At 37.8% G+C, this 19,585-nt stretch carries 18 protein-coding genes, 2 pseudogenes and 1 riboswitch; of the genes and pseudogenes, 18 read left to right on the top strand and 2 right to left on the bottom strand.

Features of this window, described 5'->3' with window-relative positions; genetic code table 11:
• The first annotated feature begins 58 nt into the window (after positions 1–58).
• From spoIIAA to sigF, 3 genes are read left to right on the top strand one after another with little or no spacing between them, the layout of a single operon-like run.
• Positions 59–409 carry an anti-sigma F factor antagonist gene (gene spoIIAA, locus JCM9152_RS10965; RefSeq protein WP_035344239.1) on the top strand — a complete coding sequence of 117 codons (351 nt, stop codon included), beginning with the start codon at positions 59–61 and terminating at the stop codon, positions 407–409.
• Positions 410–850 carry an anti-sigma F factor gene (spoIIAB, locus tag JCM9152_RS10970; RefSeq protein ID WP_035344148.1) on the top strand — a complete coding sequence of 147 codons (441 nt, stop codon included), beginning with the start codon at positions 410–412 and terminating at the stop codon, positions 848–850. It begins immediately after the preceding gene.
• A 12-nt stretch (positions 851–862) separates the two neighbouring features.
• Positions 863–1,630, top strand: coding sequence for an RNA polymerase sporulation sigma factor SigF (gene sigF / locus JCM9152_RS10975; RefSeq protein ID WP_035344150.1), 768 nt, complete (start codon positions 863–865; stop codon positions 1,628–1,630).
• A gap of 64 nt (positions 1,631–1,694) precedes the next feature.
• Here the strand turns inward: sigF and mtnA are convergent, their stop codons facing one another.
• Positions 1,695–2,738 carry an S-methyl-5-thioribose-1-phosphate isomerase gene (gene mtnA / locus JCM9152_RS10980; protein WP_035344152.1) on the bottom strand — a complete coding sequence of 348 codons (1,044 nt, stop codon included), beginning with the start codon at positions 2,736–2,738 and terminating at the stop codon, positions 1,695–1,697.
• Entirely contained in the window at positions 2,735–3,946 is a 1,212-nt protein-coding gene (mtnK, locus tag JCM9152_RS10985; protein ID WP_035344241.1) for an S-methyl-5-thioribose kinase, read from the bottom strand. The genes mtnA and mtnK overlap by 4 nt, the downstream gene beginning before the upstream one ends.
• A 75-nt stretch (positions 3,947–4,021) precedes the next feature.
• Positions 4,022–4,127: riboswitch (SAM riboswitch) on the bottom strand.
• A gap of 165 nt (positions 4,128–4,292) precedes the next feature.
• On the opposite strand from mtnK, the gene JCM9152_RS10990 reads away from it, so the two are divergent.
• The 15 genes and pseudogenes from JCM9152_RS10990 (at position 4,293) to asnB (JCM9152_RS11055) (ending at position 19,540) form a co-directional block, all read left to right on the top strand.
• Complete coding sequence (locus JCM9152_RS10990) at positions 4,293–5,480, top strand: 2,3-diketo-5-methylthiopentyl-1-phosphate enolase (RefSeq protein WP_035344154.1); 1,188 nt, start codon at positions 4,293–4,295, stop codon at positions 5,478–5,480.
• A 5-nt stretch (positions 5,481–5,485) separates the two neighbouring features.
• Complete coding sequence (locus tag JCM9152_RS10995; RefSeq protein ID WP_035344156.1) at positions 5,486–6,133, top strand: 2-hydroxy-3-keto-5-methylthiopentenyl-1-phosphate phosphatase; 648 nt, start codon at positions 5,486–5,488, stop codon at positions 6,131–6,133.
• Positions 6,130–6,768, top strand: a complete 639-nt coding sequence (locus JCM9152_RS11000; protein ID WP_035344158.1) for a methylthioribulose 1-phosphate dehydratase — start codon at positions 6,130–6,132, stop codon at positions 6,766–6,768. Before JCM9152_RS10995 ends, JCM9152_RS11000 begins: the two co-directional genes overlap by 4 nt.
• Complete coding sequence (locus JCM9152_RS11005; protein WP_035344160.1) at positions 6,755–7,288, top strand: 1,2-dihydroxy-3-keto-5-methylthiopentene dioxygenase; 534 nt, start codon at positions 6,755–6,757, stop codon at positions 7,286–7,288. The genes JCM9152_RS11000 and JCM9152_RS11005 overlap by 14 nt, the downstream gene beginning before the upstream one ends.
• Before the next feature lie 289 nt (positions 7,289–7,577).
• A pseudogene (asnB, locus tag JCM9152_RS11010) lies at positions 7,578–9,484 on the top strand (asparagine synthase (glutamine-hydrolyzing)).
• A gap of 338 nt (positions 9,485–9,822) precedes the next feature.
• A complete protein-coding gene (gene spoVAC / locus JCM9152_RS11015) occupies positions 9,823–10,284 on the top strand; it encodes a stage V sporulation protein AC (RefSeq protein WP_035344163.1) in 462 nt (153 codons plus the stop codon).
• A 13-nt stretch (positions 10,285–10,297) separates the two neighbouring features.
• Positions 10,298–11,302: a stage V sporulation protein AD gene (gene spoVAD, locus JCM9152_RS11020; protein ID WP_035344165.1), complete on the top strand. Its 1,005-nt coding sequence runs from the start codon at positions 10,298–10,300 to the stop codon at positions 11,300–11,302.
• 1 nt (position 11,303) lies between these two features.
• The gene (gene spoVAE / locus JCM9152_RS11025) at positions 11,304–11,657 is read left to right on the top strand and encodes a stage V sporulation protein AE (protein ID WP_035344167.1); all 354 of its coding nucleotides are present in this window, start codon (positions 11,304–11,306) and stop codon (positions 11,655–11,657) included.
• A 6-nt stretch (positions 11,658–11,663) separates the two neighbouring features.
• A complete protein-coding gene (gene spoVAEA / locus JCM9152_RS11030; protein ID WP_035344169.1) occupies positions 11,664–12,272 on the top strand; it encodes a stage V sporulation protein SpoVABEA in 609 nt (202 codons plus the stop codon).
• On the top strand, positions 12,226–13,710 hold the full coding sequence (locus JCM9152_RS11035; RefSeq protein ID WP_035344171.1) for a spore germination protein: 1,485 nt from the start codon (positions 12,226–12,228) through the stop codon (positions 13,708–13,710). Before spoVAEA ends, JCM9152_RS11035 begins: the two co-directional genes overlap by 47 nt.
• 334 nt (positions 13,711–14,044) lie before the next feature.
• Positions 14,045–15,364 (top strand): diaminopimelate decarboxylase, encoded by a 1,320-nt coding sequence (gene lysA, locus JCM9152_RS11040; protein ID WP_035344173.1) that lies wholly within the window; start codon positions 14,045–14,047, stop codon positions 15,362–15,364.
• 144 nt (positions 15,365–15,508) lie between these two features.
• Positions 15,509–15,943 (top strand): peptidylprolyl isomerase, encoded by a 435-nt coding sequence (locus JCM9152_RS11045; RefSeq protein WP_035344175.1) that lies wholly within the window; start codon positions 15,509–15,511, stop codon positions 15,941–15,943.
• A 297-nt stretch (positions 15,944–16,240) separates the two neighbouring features.
• Positions 16,241–17,131, top strand: coding sequence for an NAD(P)/FAD-dependent oxidoreductase (locus JCM9152_RS11050; protein ID WP_035344177.1), 891 nt, complete (start codon positions 16,241–16,243; stop codon positions 17,129–17,131).
• Positions 17,132–17,284: 153 nt separating this feature from the next.
• The gene (locus JCM9152_RS21895) at positions 17,285–17,416 is read left to right on the top strand and encodes a YjcZ family sporulation protein (RefSeq protein WP_081728003.1); all 132 of its coding nucleotides are present in this window, start codon (positions 17,285–17,287) and stop codon (positions 17,414–17,416) included.
• 238 nt (positions 17,417–17,654) lie between these two features.
• Positions 17,655–19,540 (top strand): annotated as a pseudogene (asnB, locus tag JCM9152_RS11055) (asparagine synthase (glutamine-hydrolyzing)).
• Positions 19,541–19,585: the final 45 nt, after the last annotated feature.

The raw sequence follows: 19,585 nt of genomic DNA on the forward strand, positions 1-19,585 counted from the left end.
TCTCTAGCAAAGGAGCACATCTTTTGTGCAAATTGAACCTAGAGGGAGAGTGATCATGTTGAGTTTGCAAATTGGTGTAGAGGAAAGAGGAGCTGTATTACTTGTTCGCCTCGTTGGAGAGCTTGATCATCATACGGCAGAGGAGTTGCGAACGCAGGTAGAGAATAAGCTAGTACAACATGAAGTGAGACATATCGTTTTAAATTTGGAGCAACTTTCATTTATGGATAGCTCAGGTCTTGGCGTCATATTAGGTAGGTATAAGCAAGTAAAGGCAGTGGGTGGTGAAATGGTTGTTTGTGCCATTTCACCAGCTGTTAAACGCTTGTTTGAACTTTCAGGCTTATTTAAAATTATTCGTTTAGAAGAGAGCGAGCAGTATGCGTTACAGACTTTGGGGGTGGCCTAAATGAAAAATCATATGGACTTACAATTTTCGGCTGTTAGTCAAAATGAATCATTTGCTAGAATAACGGTTGCTGCTTTCATTGCTCAGCTTGATCCGACGATGGATGAACTAACGGAAATTAAAACAGTCGTATCTGAAGCTGTTACGAATGCGATTATTCATGGATATCATAACGATCCAAATGGGCTCGTATATATTCATGTTAAATTAGTTGAGAGTGCTATTGAACTCATTATTCGTGATGAAGGGCTAGGAATACAAGACATTGAAGAAGCGAGAATGCCATTATATACGTCAAAGCCAGAGCTTGAACGATCAGGAATGGGCTTTACGATTATGGAAAACTTCATGGATCAAGTTGATGTTGTCTCAGAACCGATGATTGGGACAACCGTTTATTTGAAGAAAACTCTTACAAATAGCAAAGCTATGTGTAATTAAGGGGTTTTGACTATGGATGTGGAGGTTAAACAGCAAAAAAAGCAGCAACGACCTCATTTTACTGATGAGGAAGTAAAGGAATTAATTGCGAAAAGTCAAGCCGGAGATCAAGAGTCAAGGGACATGATTGTTAATCGTAATACTCGCCTCGTGTGGTCCGTTGTTCAGCGCTTTATGAATCGAGGGTATGAGGCTGACGATTTGTTTCAGATTGGGTGTATTGGATTAATTAAATCAGTAGATAAATTTGATCTTTCCTATGATGTGAAATTCTCAACATATGCTGTTCCGATGATTATTGGAGAAATTCAGCGCTTTTTGCGAGATGATGGTACGGTAAAGGTGAGTCGTTCTATTAAGGAATTAAGTAACAAAATTCGCAAAGTAAAAGATGAAATGACAAAGACGCTAGGACGAACGCCAACGGTTAATGAAATTGCCAAATATTTAGATATTTCACCAGAAGAAGTTGTATTTGCTGGAGAAGCGAGTAAATCATTGTCATCAATCCATGAAACTGTCTATGAAAATGATGGCGATCCAATTACACTCCTTGATCAAATTGCTGATCAAACAGAAACGAAATGGTTTGATAAAATCGCTTTAAAGGAAGCGATACGAGATTTGGATGAACGTGAACGATTAATTGTTTATTTACGATATTATAAAGATCAGACTCAGTCTGAAGTTGCTAACCGATTAGGGATTTCACAAGTACAAGTTTCAAGATTAGAAAAGAAAATATTGGAACAAATGAAAAACGAAATGAGCGAACCATAAATAATAAGGTTTGTCGCAAAAGAAACAAGTAACCTTTTGTGACAAACCTTTATTTCTTATCTAGTTAAAACAATTTAGCTAACTTTTCGATATAATTCCCTTTAATAACTCCCTTTTCTGTTATGATACCAGTAATATACTCAGACGGAGTTATATCAAAAGCAGGATTGTATACTTGTATATCTTTAGGAGAGATTTGCTGACCATTAATCGTTCTTATTTCATCAGCATGTCGCTCTTCAATTTCGATTTCACTACCAGAAGTTGTATCTAAATCAATTGTTGATAGTGGAGCAGCGACATAAAATGGAATATTTAAAGCTTTAGCGATTAAAGCAATACCGAATGTTCCAATCTTATTAGCGGTATCTCCATTAGCTGCAATTCGATCTGCTCCGACTATTACTGCGTTGATCCCTTTTGATTTCATTGTATGGGCAGCCATATTGTCTGTGATTAGAGTGACGTTTACACCAAGGTTTTGTAATTCCCATGCCGTTAGACGTGCTCCTTGCAAGACAGGTCTTGTCTCACAAGCAAAGGCATTTAATGAGATTCCTTGCTCCTTTGCAAGGTAAAAAGGTGCAAGAGCTGTACCATATCGTGCAGTCGCGATTCCACCAGCGTTACAATGTGTAAGAAGAGTATCACCTTCATTAAATAAAGTTAACCCGTATTCGCCAATCGCTTTACAAACAGCTTCATCTTCTTCTTGGATAAGCTTTGCCTCATTTAGTATGAGTTGCTTTGCCTCTGTTACAGAGCTTACTGATTTAGTAACGTTAACAACTCGTCTAATAGCCCAAAATAAATTGACAGCAGTAGGTCTTGCTGACTCTAAGTAAGTGGCCTGTTCTTGGAGTGAAGTTAAATAAGTCTGAAAATCATCTCCTTCAAATGCTTGAGACCATAAACATAACCCATAGGCAGCAGATATACCAATGGCTGGAGCACCTCTTACTTTTAATTCAAAGATAGCATCCCAAATATCTTGTATCGTTGTTAATGTTAAAAATACGGTTTGCTGTGGTAATAGTCGTTGGTCCAGAAGTTTAACATGATTGTTCTTCCATTCAACTGAACGAATCGGTTCTACTGCTTTTGTCATTGTGTCACAACCTTCTTTAGTTCATTAATGGATGTTATTTGTGAGCGGTTTTGAATAAGTAATTTACCCAGTGTAATTGCAGTACGCTTAACGTTTAAGCGTAATTCCTCATTTTCAATCGCTTCAACGTCTTCGACACCAGCTAATCCAATCATGCGACGAATCATTTTACATCCAGCAAAGCCAAGAGTATCTTGAAAGATTTGATTAAGAACATCATCTAAGTAACCATCTACTTTCATAAATGAATCTTGAGCATTGTCTTGCCATAGGGCACCGAATTCCACATCAAATACATTCCATGTTTCTGTTAATACACTTAGTAAATAGTCTTGATATTCGTTTCTTGCCTGCTCATCCTCAATATGACCTTCTTGAGAGAGATAGTTTAGTAGAATATTAGCAATAAAGGCACCGATATCAAAGCCGATTGGGCCGAAGTAGGCAAATTCGGGATCAATGACAACTGTTTCTTCTGCCGAAGCAAATATACTACCAGTATGTAGGTCCCCGTGGATGAGCGCTTCTCCTTTTGTTAAGAATAGGTGTTTCAAAGAAGCAACTTCTCTTTTTAATGATTTATCTGACCAAAGTGTTGTTTCGACAAACTCTCTTAATTTGCTCGGAATATTATTTGTGTCATGATCAAAGAATGGGTCTGTAAATACAAGATCTTCTGTAATTTTACAAAGCTCAGGGTTGTTGAATTTTAACGTCAATTTCTTTTTCTCTTGTTGATTCATCCCAAAATCAGAATGGTAAAATAACGTATGCGCTAAAAAAGTCCCGATATCTCGCGCGAGACGAGGATAAACATTCCCCTCAATTAATCCTTTTCGTACTATTTGTAAATGAGATAAGTCATCCATGACCGTAACAGCCAATGTATGATCAGAATGATAAACACGAGGCGTAAACTCTGGTACCACTTCATAGGCGTGTTTCAATGCTTCGCTTTCGATACGAGCACGATCAAGCGTTAATGGCCAGCTAGAACCGACAACCTTTGCGTACGGTAAGGCTTGCTTCAATATAATTGATTTATTCGTATTTTTATTTTGAATGCGAAAAACGAGGTTGAGATTGCCATCTCCAATTTCCTCAGCTTCTAATAAATCACTTTGTTCAAATAGCCCGATTTGTTTACTATAGTCTACTGCAGTTTCAATTGTAAAAGGTTCGTATTTAACAGTATCTATTGTCATCATCTTTCCTCCCTTTCGCTCTATCAAATGAAAAATCCTCTTGATTGATCAAGAGGATTGAAACAGTACTGTTCGTTCCTCTCATCTTTCAGAATGGTTTCATTCTGTTGGAAGTAGCACCTTTGCGTAATGCAGGTTGCCGGGCGTCATCGGTCCAAATCCCTCAGCCTTCTCATGATAAGAGTGTTATTCATCGCCATTTAATATACGGTCATGTTACACTTTTTCAATATAGTTTGTCAATTCAGATTGTTTGAAAAGTAAAAAGATTGACGAAAAAATAGAATACTGTCATAATTTTTAATTAATGAACGAATACATAACTGTTGATATATAGGTGGTGGCAAATATGGGTGAGGTACTAGCAACCTACCTAATAGATGGAACAACGAATATTGAAAAAAAAGCCGATTCGATTGCTGTTGGATTAACGGTTGGATCATGGACAAACCTTCCTTCAGTCGAGCAAGAACAATTAAAAAAGCATAAAGGGCGAGTTGTTAATACAGAAATCTTAGCTGGAAAATCAGTCATAACGATTGGATATCCAAGTTTGAATTTCACGAATGATATTCCGGCCATTTTGACAACTGTATTTGGAAAGCTCTCTTTGGATGGTAAAGTGAAGTTAGTGGATCTTTCCTTTAGTGAAGACTTAAAGAAAGTATATCCTGGACCAAAAGTTGGGATAGAAGGTCTACGAAAACTTTTAGGAGCTTATGATCGTCCATTGTTGATGAGCATTTTCAAAGGGGTAATCGGCCGAGATCTATCTTCTTTGAAGGAACAAATGAAAGGTCAAGCACTTGGTGGTGTCGATATCGTCAAAGACGATGAAATCTTGTTTGAAAATGAACTGACACCTTTAACTAACCGCATAAGAGTGTGCAAAGAAGCACTTAAGGAAAGTGAAGAAGAGACAGGGAAAAGAACACTATATGCAGCCAATATTACAGGCCGTACGTTTCAGTTGAAGGAGCAAGCAAAGCGGGCTGTAGATGCAGGAGCAGATTTGCTCCTATTCAATGTATTCTTATATGGATTAGACGTGCTACAAGAATTATCAGAGGACCCGGACATTCCGCTGCCTATTATGGCACATCCTGCATTTTCAGGTGCGATGATTTCATCAGCTGATTATGGTCTATCTCCTTCTCTTCTTCTTGGAAAGCTTTCGCGCATGGCAGGTGCGGATCTTGTCTTATTCCCATCGCCTTATGGATCAGTCGAGATGGCCAAGGAGGAAACGATTAAGATTGCTCGTGAATTAACCGCTAAAGATCTGTATCATCGGGCCTTTCCAGTGCCTTCTGCTGGTATTCACCCTGGTCTAACACCGAAGTTATACGAAGACTTTGGAATCGATAGTGTGATTAATGCTGGCGGAGGAATTCATGGTCACCCTGGAGGTGCACCTGCAGGTGGAAAAGCATTCCACCAAGCAATTGATGCGGTTATGCAAGGTCAATCTTTAAAGGATGCCGCCCAGCATTCTGTAGAACTCCGCCAAGCAATTGAGCTTTGGGGAGGAGCGTAAGAAGAATGAAGCCTGTTATATTTTGTGATTTTGATGGAACGATTACAACGAACGATAATATTATTGCGATTATGAAGGAATTTGCGCCTCCTGAGTGGAATGAAATCAAGGATCAAATTTTAGAAGAAAAAATCTCAATTCAGCAAGGTGTCGGGCAGCTCTTCCGCTTGTTGCCATCTTCTTCGAAACAACAGTTGATCGATTTTATTTTAGCTGATGCTAGAATTCGCGAAGGCTTTGACGATTTTGTCACGTATACAAAGGAACAAGGAATAGAATTGATCATTGTAAGTGGTGGAATTGACTTCTTTGTTGAACCTTTATTAAAAGCGTATAAATTACCTGTTTATTGTAATTCGGCAAGCTTTGCTGAGGAGACGATCAAAATTGAATGGCCCCATGAATGTGACGCTTTTTGTGAAAATGATTGCGGTTGCTGCAAGCCTTCTATTATCCGTAAGGAAGCAAAAGGTAGAGATATTATTGTCATTGGTGATTCAATTACGGATTTACAAGCAGCCAAACAAGCTGATTTTGTTTTAGCACGAGATTTATTATTAGAAAAATGTCAACAATTGAATCTGAAACATGCGCCATTTGTCACGTTTCATGATTGTATTGAAGTCTTGAACGAAAGGGGGCTTGAGGCTTGATTTTGCAATGGAATGAACTTGCAAGTATTAAAAGAGAACTAGCAGAAAGAGATTGGTTTCCAGGAACTAGTGGAAATTTATCAATTAAAGTACAGGATGATCCACTTCAATGTTTAGTAACGGTAAGTGGAAAGGATAAGTACAAAGAAACGCTTGAGGATTTTGTTCTAGTTAACGAAGATGGACAGCCATTAACGGATGAAGGTAAGCCGTCGGCTGAAACGGTCATTCATTTAGAAGTGTATAAAAAGACGGATGCTGGTTGCAGTTTGCACGTACATACGCTAGATAATAACTTAATATCTGATCTCTATTTTGAACAAGGATTTATTACTTTCAAAGGAGTCGAGCTTATTAAAGCATTTGGTATTTGGGAGGAAGATGGTCAATTAACGATCCCTATCGTTGAAAATTACGCTGACCTTCCTACGTTGGGCAAGGCTATTAGTCATGTGATTGAACCCGACACAAAGGCCGTCCTAATTCGTAATCATGGTATTACTGTGTGGGGGCGTAATGCGTTTGAGGCCAAGCGTCATTTAGAGGCTTGTGAATTTTTATTTTCATATCAAATGAAGTTGCTTCATGCAAAAGCAGCAAATTTAAAGGAGGTTATTAAAAATGGCAGTTATTAAAATTCGTAACACGAATGAAGTGATTCAAGGGACAGAAGAGGTGAAAGCATTTCTTGAAAGTCAAGAAGTATTGTATGAAAAATGGGATATGTCTAAATTACCAGATCATTTAAAGGAACGCTTTGATTTATCAGATGAAGATAAGCAGGAAATTTTAAATAGTTTTGATGATGATATTCGCTCATTAGGTGAACGGAGAGGCTATGTGAACTGGGATGTGATTTCATTATCAGAAAGTACTCCTAATTTAGAGGAGCTTTTGAAAAAGTTTGAGAATGTTCATACTCATACAGATGATGAAGTTCGTGCTATTACAGCAGGGCATGGTATTTTCATAGTAAAAGGTGAAAATGGATATTTTGACATTGAACTAGAAGCCGGTGATGTGATTTCTGTCCCAGAATATACACCTCACTTTTTCACGTTAATGGATGATCGTCAAGTTGTCGCTGTTCGTCTATTTATTGATACTGAAGGATGGGTTGCTCATCCTTATGAAGAAAAAGAATACAAGCTTTAAAATAAATTAAGTCGAATCGTCAACGATTAAAGGTCGTTGACGATTTTTTGTATAGATCAGCTGTAATAAATGATATGTTTGAAAAATCGTCATATGTTTAATCCATGGATGACCATTTATCTGTCAAAAAACATGATCGATCGTTTTTTGAGATCTCTTACGTTGAGGTGTAGGCATGGGGAATGATTTTCTATATGAACAATTAAAAAATTTGTAGTAATGTAACCTTTATCGATCTTCAATCGTTTTATAATCAAATGATGCTTTCGATGAAGAAGGGAAGATGAACATGTGTGGTTTTGTTGTTCGAATAAGTGAGCAAGCTGAAAAAGGCTCCTATAAAAAGATGATGGAGTGTAATCGCTATATTCATCATCGTGGACCAGATCAGGTCGGTTACTTAAAAGGAGATTATATTGAGATGGCGTTTTCAAGATTAAGCATTATTGACGTAGAAGGGGGAAATCAACCACTCACTTATGAGGATCACCGCTATTCAATTGTATTCAATGGTGAGATCTATAATTATATTGAATTACGTGACGAATTAAAGGAAAAAGGAAAAGAATTTCAAACATCTTCAGATACTGAGGTCATATTAGCTCTTTATAGTGAGGTTGGTATACAGTTTGTGGAAAAACTAAGAGGTATGTTCGCTTTCGTTATTTGGGATAAGGTTAAGAATCAGGCGATTATTAGCGAGATCGGTTTGGTATCAAGCCTCTTTATTATCATGAAGATGAAGAGAGCATTATTTTTTCTTCAGAAAAAAAATGCATAACTCAACGAATTCAGGAAGGAAAGCTTAATAAGCAAGCTCTGCATCATTATTTCTCATTCCAATATGTACCAGAGCCTTATACGATGACTGAATCGATTTTACGTGTAGAGCCTGGCATGGTTGCGATAAAAGAAATTGGTAAACCTTTGAAAAAAGAATTTTATTGGAAACCTATTTTAACTACGACATATCGAACGGAAGATGTCTGGATAAAAGATATCAAAAATGTTGTTTGTGATTCAGTTGAGAAGCATATGAGAAGTGATGTAGCAGTAGGTTGTTTTTTATCTGGTGGTATTGACTCTACGATTATCACAACTTTGGCAAGTGAACATCACCCTGGTATAAAAGCTTTCTCAATAGGTTTTGAAGAAGATGGTTATAGTGAAGTGGATGTAGCAGAAAAAACAGCAAAGGATCTTGATATTGAACATCACGTTTCTTATTTATCAGCCCATTCCTATAAAGAGGAGCTGCCGAAGCTTCTTTGGCATTTAGATGATCCGTTTGCTGATCCTGCTGCTGTACCGTTATACTTCGTTGCGAAAGAGGCAAGTCAACATGTCAAAGTGGTTCTTTCCGGGGAAGGAGCAGATGAGTTATTTGGAGGATATACGATTTACAGGGAACCAATTAGCTTATCTCCATTTAACAAGCTCCCACCATCATTGAAGCCAGTATTGGCCAAATTGGCTCACCTTATACCAGAAGGTGTAAAAGGGAAAAGTTGGATCGAACGAGGAATTACTCCACTAGAAAATCGTTATATTGGTAATGCGTTTATGTTTAAAGAAACAGAAAAAATGAAATTATTAAAATCATATAACTCATTATATACAAATGGTAGGATAACTGATGCTATTTATCAGCAAAGTGTTGGAGAAGATCCGATACAACGAATGCAGCATATTGATTTAATGACTTGGTTACGTGGTGATATTCTCATGAAGGCTGATAAAATGACGATGGCCCATTCACTGGAATTGAGAGTACCTTTTCTTGATCCCTATGTATTTGAGGTAGCCTCTAAATTGCCACCCGAAGCTAAAACAACTAATGGTACAACAAAGTATATGTTACGAAAAGCCTTTGCTGATCGCATTCCTGCACATGTAGTTGCTCGTAGGAAGCTAGGATTTCCTGTACCTTTACGTGTATGGTTACGAAATGAGTGGTTTGAGTGGGTAGAGGAACTCATTCGAGAAAGTGAGGCATCTTCTTTCCTTAATAAATCGTTTGTTCGAGAACTTCTTTATGAACACGCTCGCGAAGAGGCTGATCATAGTCGGAAATTATGGACGGTTATTTGTTTTATCATTTGGCATCAAGTTTTCATAGAAAAGAAATATGACATTGAAAAATGGATAACAGATATCAAGGATCAAGACAAGCAACCATTTTGTAGTATTGGTTAAAAAGGAAGGGTAAAAAGGTTTCATTCAGTGGCTACTGAATGAAACCTTTTTTATATAGAAAACACTAAGAAGTTTAATCAAGATGGGTGTAAGTCGAGTCAGAGGTGGCATTGGCTTCATACGTTACACGTTAATCTGAATGGAAGGGCACTTCAGATTAACTCAAGCTTTGTAATGACTACTTATGACGTAGTTAAGAAAAACTGCTAGGAGGTTCTCTTAAAATACGTTACGAGTTGAGTTTAGAAATGAAGATTAACAATTCAATGTATGTTCTTAAAATAAATTTATCATACTAACATTACTATTTAATTGACTAAGGTAAGGGGGAAGTATATGTGCAAACAGAAGAGGAAAAGAAGCAGTATCAAAAAAACATAACATTATACCAGCCCAAAAAGCACGTTTTAAAAAACGGATTAAAAGCGTTTATTATAGGTGGTCTCATTTGTATGTTTGGCCAATGGTTGAGTAAGGTTTACATGACTTATTTACCTTTTACAGAAGAAGAGGCAATGAGTTCCATGCTGGCGACGTTAATATTGCTAGCTGCACTTGCAACAGGGTTCGGTGTGTATGATCGTTTAGGACAATTTGCCGGTGCAGGCTCACTTGTTCCAGTTACTGGATTTTCTAATGCAATGACAAGTTCAGCACTTGAGCACAAAAGTGAAGGCCTCGTATTCGGGATTGGAGCAAATATGTTTAAACTAACTGGTGCCGTTATTGCATTTGGGGTAGTTTCAGCGTATGTGGTTGCCTTAACAAGGTTGTTGGTTTCAATGCTGATTAATTCGTAAGGGGCGTGTTTACTTGCAAAGAAAAGGGAAAAATACGTGGTTATTTAATGCTCCTGTTTATGTTCAGTCTACTGGCACTGCAGTAGGCCCCGAAGAAGGGAAAGGACCCATTCAAGATAGCTTTGATAAAGTGTATGATAACTTGTATGCCGGTCAAGATAATTGGGAATTAGCTGAAAGACAACTTATGAAAGATGCCGTTCACTATGCTTTGAAAAAAGCAGAAAAGAAGGAAGAAGATATTGACTACTTTTTAGCAGGAGATTTATTGAATCAAATTGTCACTTCTAATTATATTGCTCGTGAATTAGAGATTCCTTATTTTGGATTATTTTCAGCGTGTGCAACGGTAGCTGAAGCGGTTTCATTGGGGGCATTATTTGTGGATACTAACCTCGCTGACAGAGTACTAATCGCTGTCAGTAGTCATAATGCTACGGCTGAGAGACAATTTAGAAACCCTACTGAATTCGGTGGTCAACGTCCTGATACAGCTACCTTTACTGTGACAGGAGCTGGTGCGATGGTCATCGGTTCAGTTAAAAGCCAAATTCGAATTACGAGTGCGACAGTTGGAGAAGTTGTTGATTTAGGTATGAAAAACCCATACGATTTGGGGTCCGCTATGGCTCCGGCAGCAGCCAATACTATTCTTAAACATTTTAAGGAAATGAAACGTGATCCATCTTATTACGATGTTATTGTAACAGGTGATTTATCACGAGTAGGAAGTGGAATATTGTACAGACTATTGGAAGAGGCTAATCTTTCACTAAATAACCATGAAGATTGTGGCATTATGATATTTGATCAAGAGCAGCCTGTCTTTTCTGGTGGTAGTGGAGCAGCCTGTGCAGCAGTTGTAACGTTTGGTCATTTAATCAGTGAAATGAAACGAGGTGCAATTAGGAAAATGCTTGTTGTGGCAACAGGTGCATTATTAAGTCCGCTTATGATGCAACAAAGTGAGTCTATACCTTGTATTGCACATGCTGTCTCCTTTGAATGGGAGGATTGAAATGTTTGAGTATGTTGCTGCATTTCTTGTCGGTGGAACGATATGTTTTATTGGTCAAATGTTAATGGATATAGGAAAGCTTTCACCAACACACACATTGAGTACATTAGTTGTAGCAGGAGCTTTGTTGGATGGCTATCATCTATATGATCGACTAATTGACTTCGCCGGTGCTGGAGCGACAGTACCGATTACTAGTTTTGGGCATTCACTCGTACATGGAGCTATGTCTGAAGGAGGACGATATGGATTCTTCGGAGTAGGAATGGGCGTTTTTGAAGTAACGTCGGTAGGGATTTCTTCAACTATTTTATTTAGTTTTTTAGTCGCTCTTTTCTTTAAACCGAAAGGATGAATGGACATGGTATTGAAGCGGAAAGTCATCTTTATTACTGATGGAGATGAAGCAGCTCGCAAAGCGGTTGAGTGTGCAGCTGCAGATTTAGGTGGGCGCTGTATTAGTCGATCAGCAGGAAATCCGAGCACGCTCAATGGTGAACAATTGCTTTCCTACATATTTGAAACTTCAGTTGACCCTGTTTTGGTCATGTTTGATGATTGCGGTTATCGAGAATTAGGACCAGGAGAGAAAGCAATGCAAGTTGTCGCCAAACACCCAAACATTGAAGTCATTGGAGCAATTGCGGTAGCATCATCGACACATTGTTCAGAGTGGACGGACGTAAATGTAAGCATAGATCGGTTTGGGGATTTAACAGAGTTCGGTGTAGATAAGGAAGGTCTCCCAGATTTAGAAAAGGGTAGAATAAATGGAGATACCGTATATGTGTTGGATCAATTAAATATTCCGATTATTATCGGTATTGGTGATATAGGAAAGATGGCAGGACGTGATTCAGTTGAAAAAGGAGCGCCAATAACAAAGAAAGCAGTAGAGATTATTTTAGAACGGAGCGGATATCATGAGTCAAACAAAGGAAAGGCAAACACCGATATCACCCGAAATTAAGAAGAATGAAGAACTATTAAAGCAACGGCTTGGTTTTGATCAATCGTTTGATGTAGGTGTTAGGAAGCTTTCTGTATTTGATAAAGAATTGCAAATCTATTTTGTCAATGGTCTTTGTGATAACCTGTATATTATTGAAATTTTACGTGAGTTAATGCTGCTCGATTCTTATGGAAAAAAATCTGATGTGATCGATTATAAGCAAACAGTCATTAACCATTTGCCTCATGTTCAAGTTGAATTTGTCGATACACTTGAAGATGCGGCAACACAAATGTTATCAGGTTTAATTTCTATTTTAGTTGAAGGTGAAAAGCAAGCGATCGTCATAGATGTCCGTGATTATCCAGGTCGTGGTCCTGAAGAACCTGATACGGAACGTGTTGTACGTGGAGCTCGAGATGGTTATACGGAAAATATCATCTTAAACACTGGTTTAACAAGAAGACGAATTCGTGATGAGCGTTTACGTAATGAAATTTTGAAGGTTGGAACTCGTTCAAAGACGGATGTATGTATATCTTATATAGAAGGCATCGCCGATCCGAAAATGGTTAAAATCGTAAAGAAAGAGCTTGAGGCGATCCAAATTGATGGCATTTCAATGGCAGATAAGATTGTTGAAGAATATATGGTTAAGCAAGGGATGAATCCATTTCCTCTTGTGCGGTATACAGAGAGGCCAGATGTTGCAGCTGACCATTTATTGGAAGGGCATATCATTATAATGGTGGATACATCCCCAAGTGTTATTATAACGCCAACGACTTTATTTCATCATGTACAACATGCTGAAGAGTATCGTCAAGCACCTATGATCGGAACGGTATTAAGATGGGTTCGATTTACTGGAATTATGTTTTCGTTACTTATTTTACCATTTTGGCTATTGTTGGTTATACAGCCGACGCTTTTGCCTGCTGGATTAGACTTTATTGGTCCTGAAGAAATGAATAATATACCGGTTGTTGTACAAATCTTATTTGCGGAATTAGGAATTGAGCTTTTAAGAATGGCTGCAGTGCATACACCATCACCGTTGGCCACTGCCCTTGGGTTAGTTGCCGCCATTCTTATAGGGGAATTAGCTGTAGAAGTCGGTTATTTTACATCAGAAGTTATACTCTACATTGCTTTAGGGGCGATAGGGATGTTTGCAACACCAAGCTATGAATTAGGAATAGCGTTTAGAGTCGTCAGAGTGCTGCTCATCCTCGTTGTTGCTTTCTTTAAAGCGCCAGGGTTTATCATTGGTTTAACGGTTTTTATGCTAGCATTAACGATCATTAAGACATTTAATAAACCATATTTGTGGCCATTTCTCCCATTTGATCCACCAGCCATGTGGCATATTCTAGTCAGATCAACTGTACCAACATTACGCTTTAGACCGTCAATTGTTCATCCTCAAAATGTTGTGAAGCAACGGTCGGAATGAAGATACTCCTCCATTTAGTTCATACTTACAATGAAAGAGAATCACTAAAGGAGACAGTTCTTCTTTAGTGATTTTTATAATTTTAGAATTGGTATAACTCTTAGAAGACTAATCAAGTGGAGAAAAGTGAATTCAAGGAAGTGCATCGGTTCCTGATGTACACGGTTGTTGAAAGAAGAGTACTTTCATCCAACCGTCATACCTTTGTAACGACCGCGCACGACTCTATTAAGCAAAGGTCGCTAGAGCGTTATTCTTAATTGAATATTCTACTTTTCTGTGATAAAGTTGAGATCGATATTTCGATCGTTTTTGATAATAAGGAGAGAACTGTATGTATAGACATGGTACGAGTCAAGTGAATGAAAAAGGTCATTTAGAAATCGGCGGCGTTGATATGGTTGATTTAGCTGATGAATATGGAACACCGTTGTTTGTTTATGATGTTGCTCTTATTCGTGAACGAGCTCATCAATTTCAGGAGGCGTTTCGTCAAGCCAATGTTCCGTATCAAGTTGCTTATGCTAGTAAAGCGTTTAGCTCCATTGCAATGTTCGAATTGGCTAATCATTTAGGCTTGAGTTTAGATGTCGTTTCTGGTGGTGAGCTATATACAGCAATTGAAGCAGAATTCCCAATGGAACGCGTTCATTTTCATGGCAATAATAAAAGTATAGAAGAATTAGAAATGGCAGTTGAGGCTAAAATCGGCTGTGTGGTCGTTGATAACTTTTATGAATTGAAAGAGTTAAGTCGAATTTGTAAGCTTCGAAAAGCACATATGCAAATTTTACTTAGAATTACTCCAGGTGTCGAAGCACATACTCATGATTATATTTCAACTGGTCAAGAGGATTCTAAATTCGGTTTTGATCTTACTAGCGGGCAAGTACATGAAGCGGTTAAACGTTCCAAAGACGATGAATCGCTAACATTACTAGGGTTGCATAGTCATATTGGTTCGCAAATTTTTGAAACATCAGGGTTTGTTATGGCTGTTGAGAAAATGTTTGATTTACTAGAAGATTTAAAGGATCAGTATGATTTTGTTCCTTCGGTTATGAATGTAGGTGGTGGGTTTGGCATTCGCTATGTGGATGGGGATACACCATTACAACCCGGTAGTTATGTGAAGGAAATGGCTGCTATTGTGAAAGAAAAAGCTGAAAATGCTGGTATGGCGATTCCGGAAATATGGATAGAGCCAGGACGTTCATTAGTTGGTGATGCTGGGACTACTTTATATTCAATTGGTTCACAAAAACAAATCCCAAATGTACGACACTATTTAGCTGTAGATGGCGGAATGAGTGATAATTTACGACCTGCGCTATATCAGGCTGAGTATGAAGGTGTGTTAGCTAATCGAGCAAATGAAGTCGCGACTAATACGTTTTCAATTGCTGGTAAATGCTGTGAGAGTGGTGATATGCTCATTTGGGATTTACCCCTTCCTAAAGCAAATCATGAAGACATCTTAGCTGTTTTTTGTACAGGTGCCTATGGTTATTCGATGGCTAACAATTATAATCGTATCCCACGTCCTGCTGTTGTATTTGTGGAGAATGGAGAAGCGGTAGAAGTTATTGAGCGGGAAAGCTATCCAGACCTTGTGAGGAACGACCTTTCGTTACCTAATCATATGTTGAAATAACAATAAATTAAATAATGAAGGAGGTGAAAAAGATGAACATTTTCATCTCCTTTTTTTCAATGGCACGGTTAAGTAGTGATTAGTCGCTTTTCTTATTTAAATCATGTAAAATAAGATGAATAATTTTTGAGGAGGATTTTACATATGAAAAAAGGAAGTATTATGTTTGAGAATGGTGAAAAAATAGTCATTGATTTTTACGACAATGAAGCGCCCAAAACGGTTGAGAACTTTGAAAAGCTTGCCAATGAAGGATATTACAATGGATTAACCTTTCATAGAGTCATTCCTGGTTTTGTGGCACAAGGGGGGTGTCCAACTGGAAATGGAACGGGTGGTCCTGGATATACCATTAAATGTGAAACAGAAGGAAACCCTCATAAACACGTAGCAGGTGCGCTATCTATGGCACATGCGGGAAAAGATACAGGTGGTAGTCAGTTTTTTATCGTTCATGAGCCGCAGCCTCACCTAGACGGAGTACATACTGTTTTCGGACAAGTTGTAGAAGGTTTAGAATCTGTTTATCGCATTAAACAAGGTGATGTAATGGCAGAAGTTAAGGTGTGGGAAGAATAATTCCTTTTAGGTTTGTTTCATATGATCTCCTTGATCGTATGGTACAAACCTTTTTTGTAGGTCGGGATTTGTTAATGGCCTGAAACCTAAATTATTGAGGTGAAAACGTGCCCATCACGTAGTACCTTTGATTAGACTTGTAATGGCAGCACTCGTTGCAAGACAACGGTTTCACACATTTTGTTCCTTTTGCGAGAGCTTATTTAATATTTAGACCTTACGTAATAGTCACTTATGGTTTATCTTGATAATGGAAATACTTCTTATAAGCGGATTTTAAGGAGTGACGGCAATCATATGTTTGATGTTATGATTATTGGTGGGGGACCGAGTGGACTTTCAGCTGCTCTAGTTTTAGGCAGAGCTAGACGTTCTGTCTTAGTTATAGATAATGAACAAGCACGAAATTTTGTCGTACAATCATCACATGGTTTTTTAACAAGGGATGCAATTTCACCAAAAGAATTACGTCATTTAGCTAAAAAAGAATTGAAAAAATATAAGACTGTCCAATTCTGTCAAGGAACGGCAAGAAACCTACAGCAAAGTCATTCAAATTTTTTAGTTGAGGTGGGAAATCTTGAATTTAGTGCAAAGAAGGTAATTGTAGCAAGTGGTTTAAAGGAGCAACTTCCTAACATTAATGGATTAAAGGATTTGTATGGAAAATATGTGTTTTCATGTCCGTATTGTGATGGATGGGAATTTCGAGATCAGAAATTAACGGTTATTGGTAACGGTAATAAATTGATTGAGTATGTGAAATTAATCCGTCAATGGAGTAAAGAAATTGTATTATTAACTGGGGGGCCAAGAACCTTCACTAGTAAAGACTATGAAGAGCTTACACATAGACGAATACCGATCATGGAGGAGGAAATTTCGGGATTTTCTAGAGAACGAAATGATTTGCAAATAACTCTTTCAAACGGAGTTGTGATTACTTGTGATGCGGCGTTTTTGCTAAAAACGAACGCAATACAGCACCTGATACTTCCTGAACAATTACAAGTTAAATTGAAGAAAAATGGCTCCTATGAAACGAGTCTGCACGGACAAACGATACAAAAAGGTCTTTATATTATTGGTGATGCTGCCAAACGTTTTACCGGTTTAGTTGGAGCAGCAAGTGAAGGCTATGAAGCTGGAGTGCACGTAAATAAAGAGCTTGTAGATGAAGAGTGGTAGGCTTTAAATGCTTTTTAGTAATGAAGCATTTTCACTATTTAAAGGAACGTATTTAGTCGAACCTGTTTACCATTTATGCATATGCTAGTATGAGCAGAAAAATCAATACATCTAAAATTGATTTTCTGACATTTAATTTAGGAGGAGATTCGAATGGGTTACGGCTATGACTGCTATGGCTATGGCGCGCCAGTTGCTGGAGCAACTTATGGTAAAGGCAGTGGCTTTGTATTAATTGTTGTCTTGTTCATTTTGTTAATTATTGTTGGTTCAGCATGGTGCTAATGGATGATAAAGTGTGCTTGGCGTTTATTGCCAAGCACTTTTTTGTTATGCCTTTGAAAATGATCGGCTATACTAGGGATTCAAGAGAACTTCAAGCGTTAAATAAAAAAATACTTTTCTTTTTCGAGATAACCGTTAATATGATAATATAGATCAGGCAGTATTAATTTGATAATCGAATAAAATACCAATGATTTGGAAAGTATAGATTTAACTTTACATGAAGGAATGATGTATGATGTGTGGATTTGTTGGTGTAATAGGGACAAGCCTTCCTACGGATGAAGAATTAAAGCAAATGACAACGGTGATCACACATCGTGGTCCAGATGAAGTAGGCTATTATCGAGATCATTATATTAAATTAGGCTTTAGACGCTTAAGTATCATTGACTTAGAAAAAGGACAACAGCCACTTACTTTTGAAAATGGTCGTTATACAATAGTATTTAATGGTGAAATTTATAATCATATAGAAATACGGAATGATTTAAAGCAACGGGGCATTACGTTTAGAACGGATTCTGATACAGAGACAATTGTAGCTTTATACAGCCTAAAAGAAGAAGAAGCTGTAAAAGAACTACGAGGTATGTTTTCCTTTATTATTTGGGATAAAGTAAAAAAAGAAATGTTTGCTGCGCGTGATCATTTTGGTATCAAGCCCTTTTTTTATTTAGAGAATCAAGGAAACGTATATATGGCTTCTGAAATGAAATCTATAGTAGAAGTTTTTAAGGAGGTTCAAGTACATTCGCAGTCATTACAGCATTATTTAACCTTTCAGTATTCACCAGAGCCGCACACTTTAATCGAGAACATCATGAAATTAGAACCTGGTCACTACATGAAAAAGACATGGCAAGGAAAATTAGATGTACAAGCGTATTGGAAACCTTCTTTTGCTCCTTCTAATGACTCGTATGAAAAGCAAAAGAAAAAGGTATTAGATGTATTAAGGGAATCAGTACAATTTCATATGCGTAGTGATGTCCCAGTAGGATCTTTTTTATCTGGAGGTATTGATTCGACCGCAATCGTTGCATTGGCTAAGGAAGTGAATCCGTTAATTAAAACATTTAGTGTAGGTTTTGAAGTTGAAGGATTTAGTGAGGTTTATGTAGCCAAGCAAACTGCTGAGGCATTAAATGTAGACAATATTGATTATGTGATTACTCCTGAAGATATTTACAACAATTGCCAAATATTATATGGCATATGGACGAACCTGTTGCTGATCCTGCGGCTGTGCCTCTTTACTTTGTGGCCAGAGAAGCAAGTAAACATGTAAAAGTAGTGCTTTCTGGCGAAGGGGCTGATGAATTATTTGGTGGATACAATATATACCGTGAACCAGAATCATTGAAGATGTTTTCATATATTCCTAATAAGGGTAAGCTGTTATTACAGAAAATCGCGAAAATGCTACCAGAAGGTGTGAAGGGACGTGGTTTTATTGAACGTGGAACAACAGCGCTAGAGCGTCGCTTTTTAGGAAATGCGCATATTATGAGTGAATCTGAAAAAAAAGCCGTGTTACGCTCGTATCTAGCAGATAACGAATCGATTGATCATATTCAACCGATTTATGAACGAGCGCATTATTATGATGAAGTGGCAAAAATGCAATACATTGACCTTCATACTTGGTTAAGAGGTGATATTTTAGTTAAGGCTGATAAGATGACAATGGCTCATTCAATTGAGTTAAGAGTACCATTTTTAGATAAGCAAGTGTTTGATGTGGCAAGACAAATTCAAACGAAGTACAAAATCTCTAATCATACGACGAAGTACATTCTTCGTGATGCTATGAAGGATATCATTCCAGAACACATATTTATGCGTAGGAAATTAGGCTTCCCTGTACCGATTCGCCATTGGCTGAAAAACGAATGGTATGGTTGGGTATTACATCTATTCAAGAAAAGTGAGACGGATTACTTGTTTGAAAAGGATGTTATTATTCGAATGCTTGAATCACATAAGAGGGGGGAAGGAGATTTCAGTCGAAAGCTGTGGGTTGTGATTGTGTTTATGGTTTGGCATCAATTGTATTTAGAAGGAATAGAAACATTTTCTGAAGTGAACATGAGCGATTCAGAAGAAGCTATTTTCTTATAAAGGAAGAAAGCGCGCTGAGCAGAGCGCGCTTTCTTTATACCGTAT

This window comes from Halalkalibacter hemicellulosilyticusJCM 9152, assembly GCF_000513115.1.
In the GTDB taxonomy this organism is placed as follows: domain Bacteria; phylum Bacillota; class Bacilli; order Bacillales; family Bacillaceae_D; genus Halalkalibacter; species Halalkalibacter hemicellulosilyticus.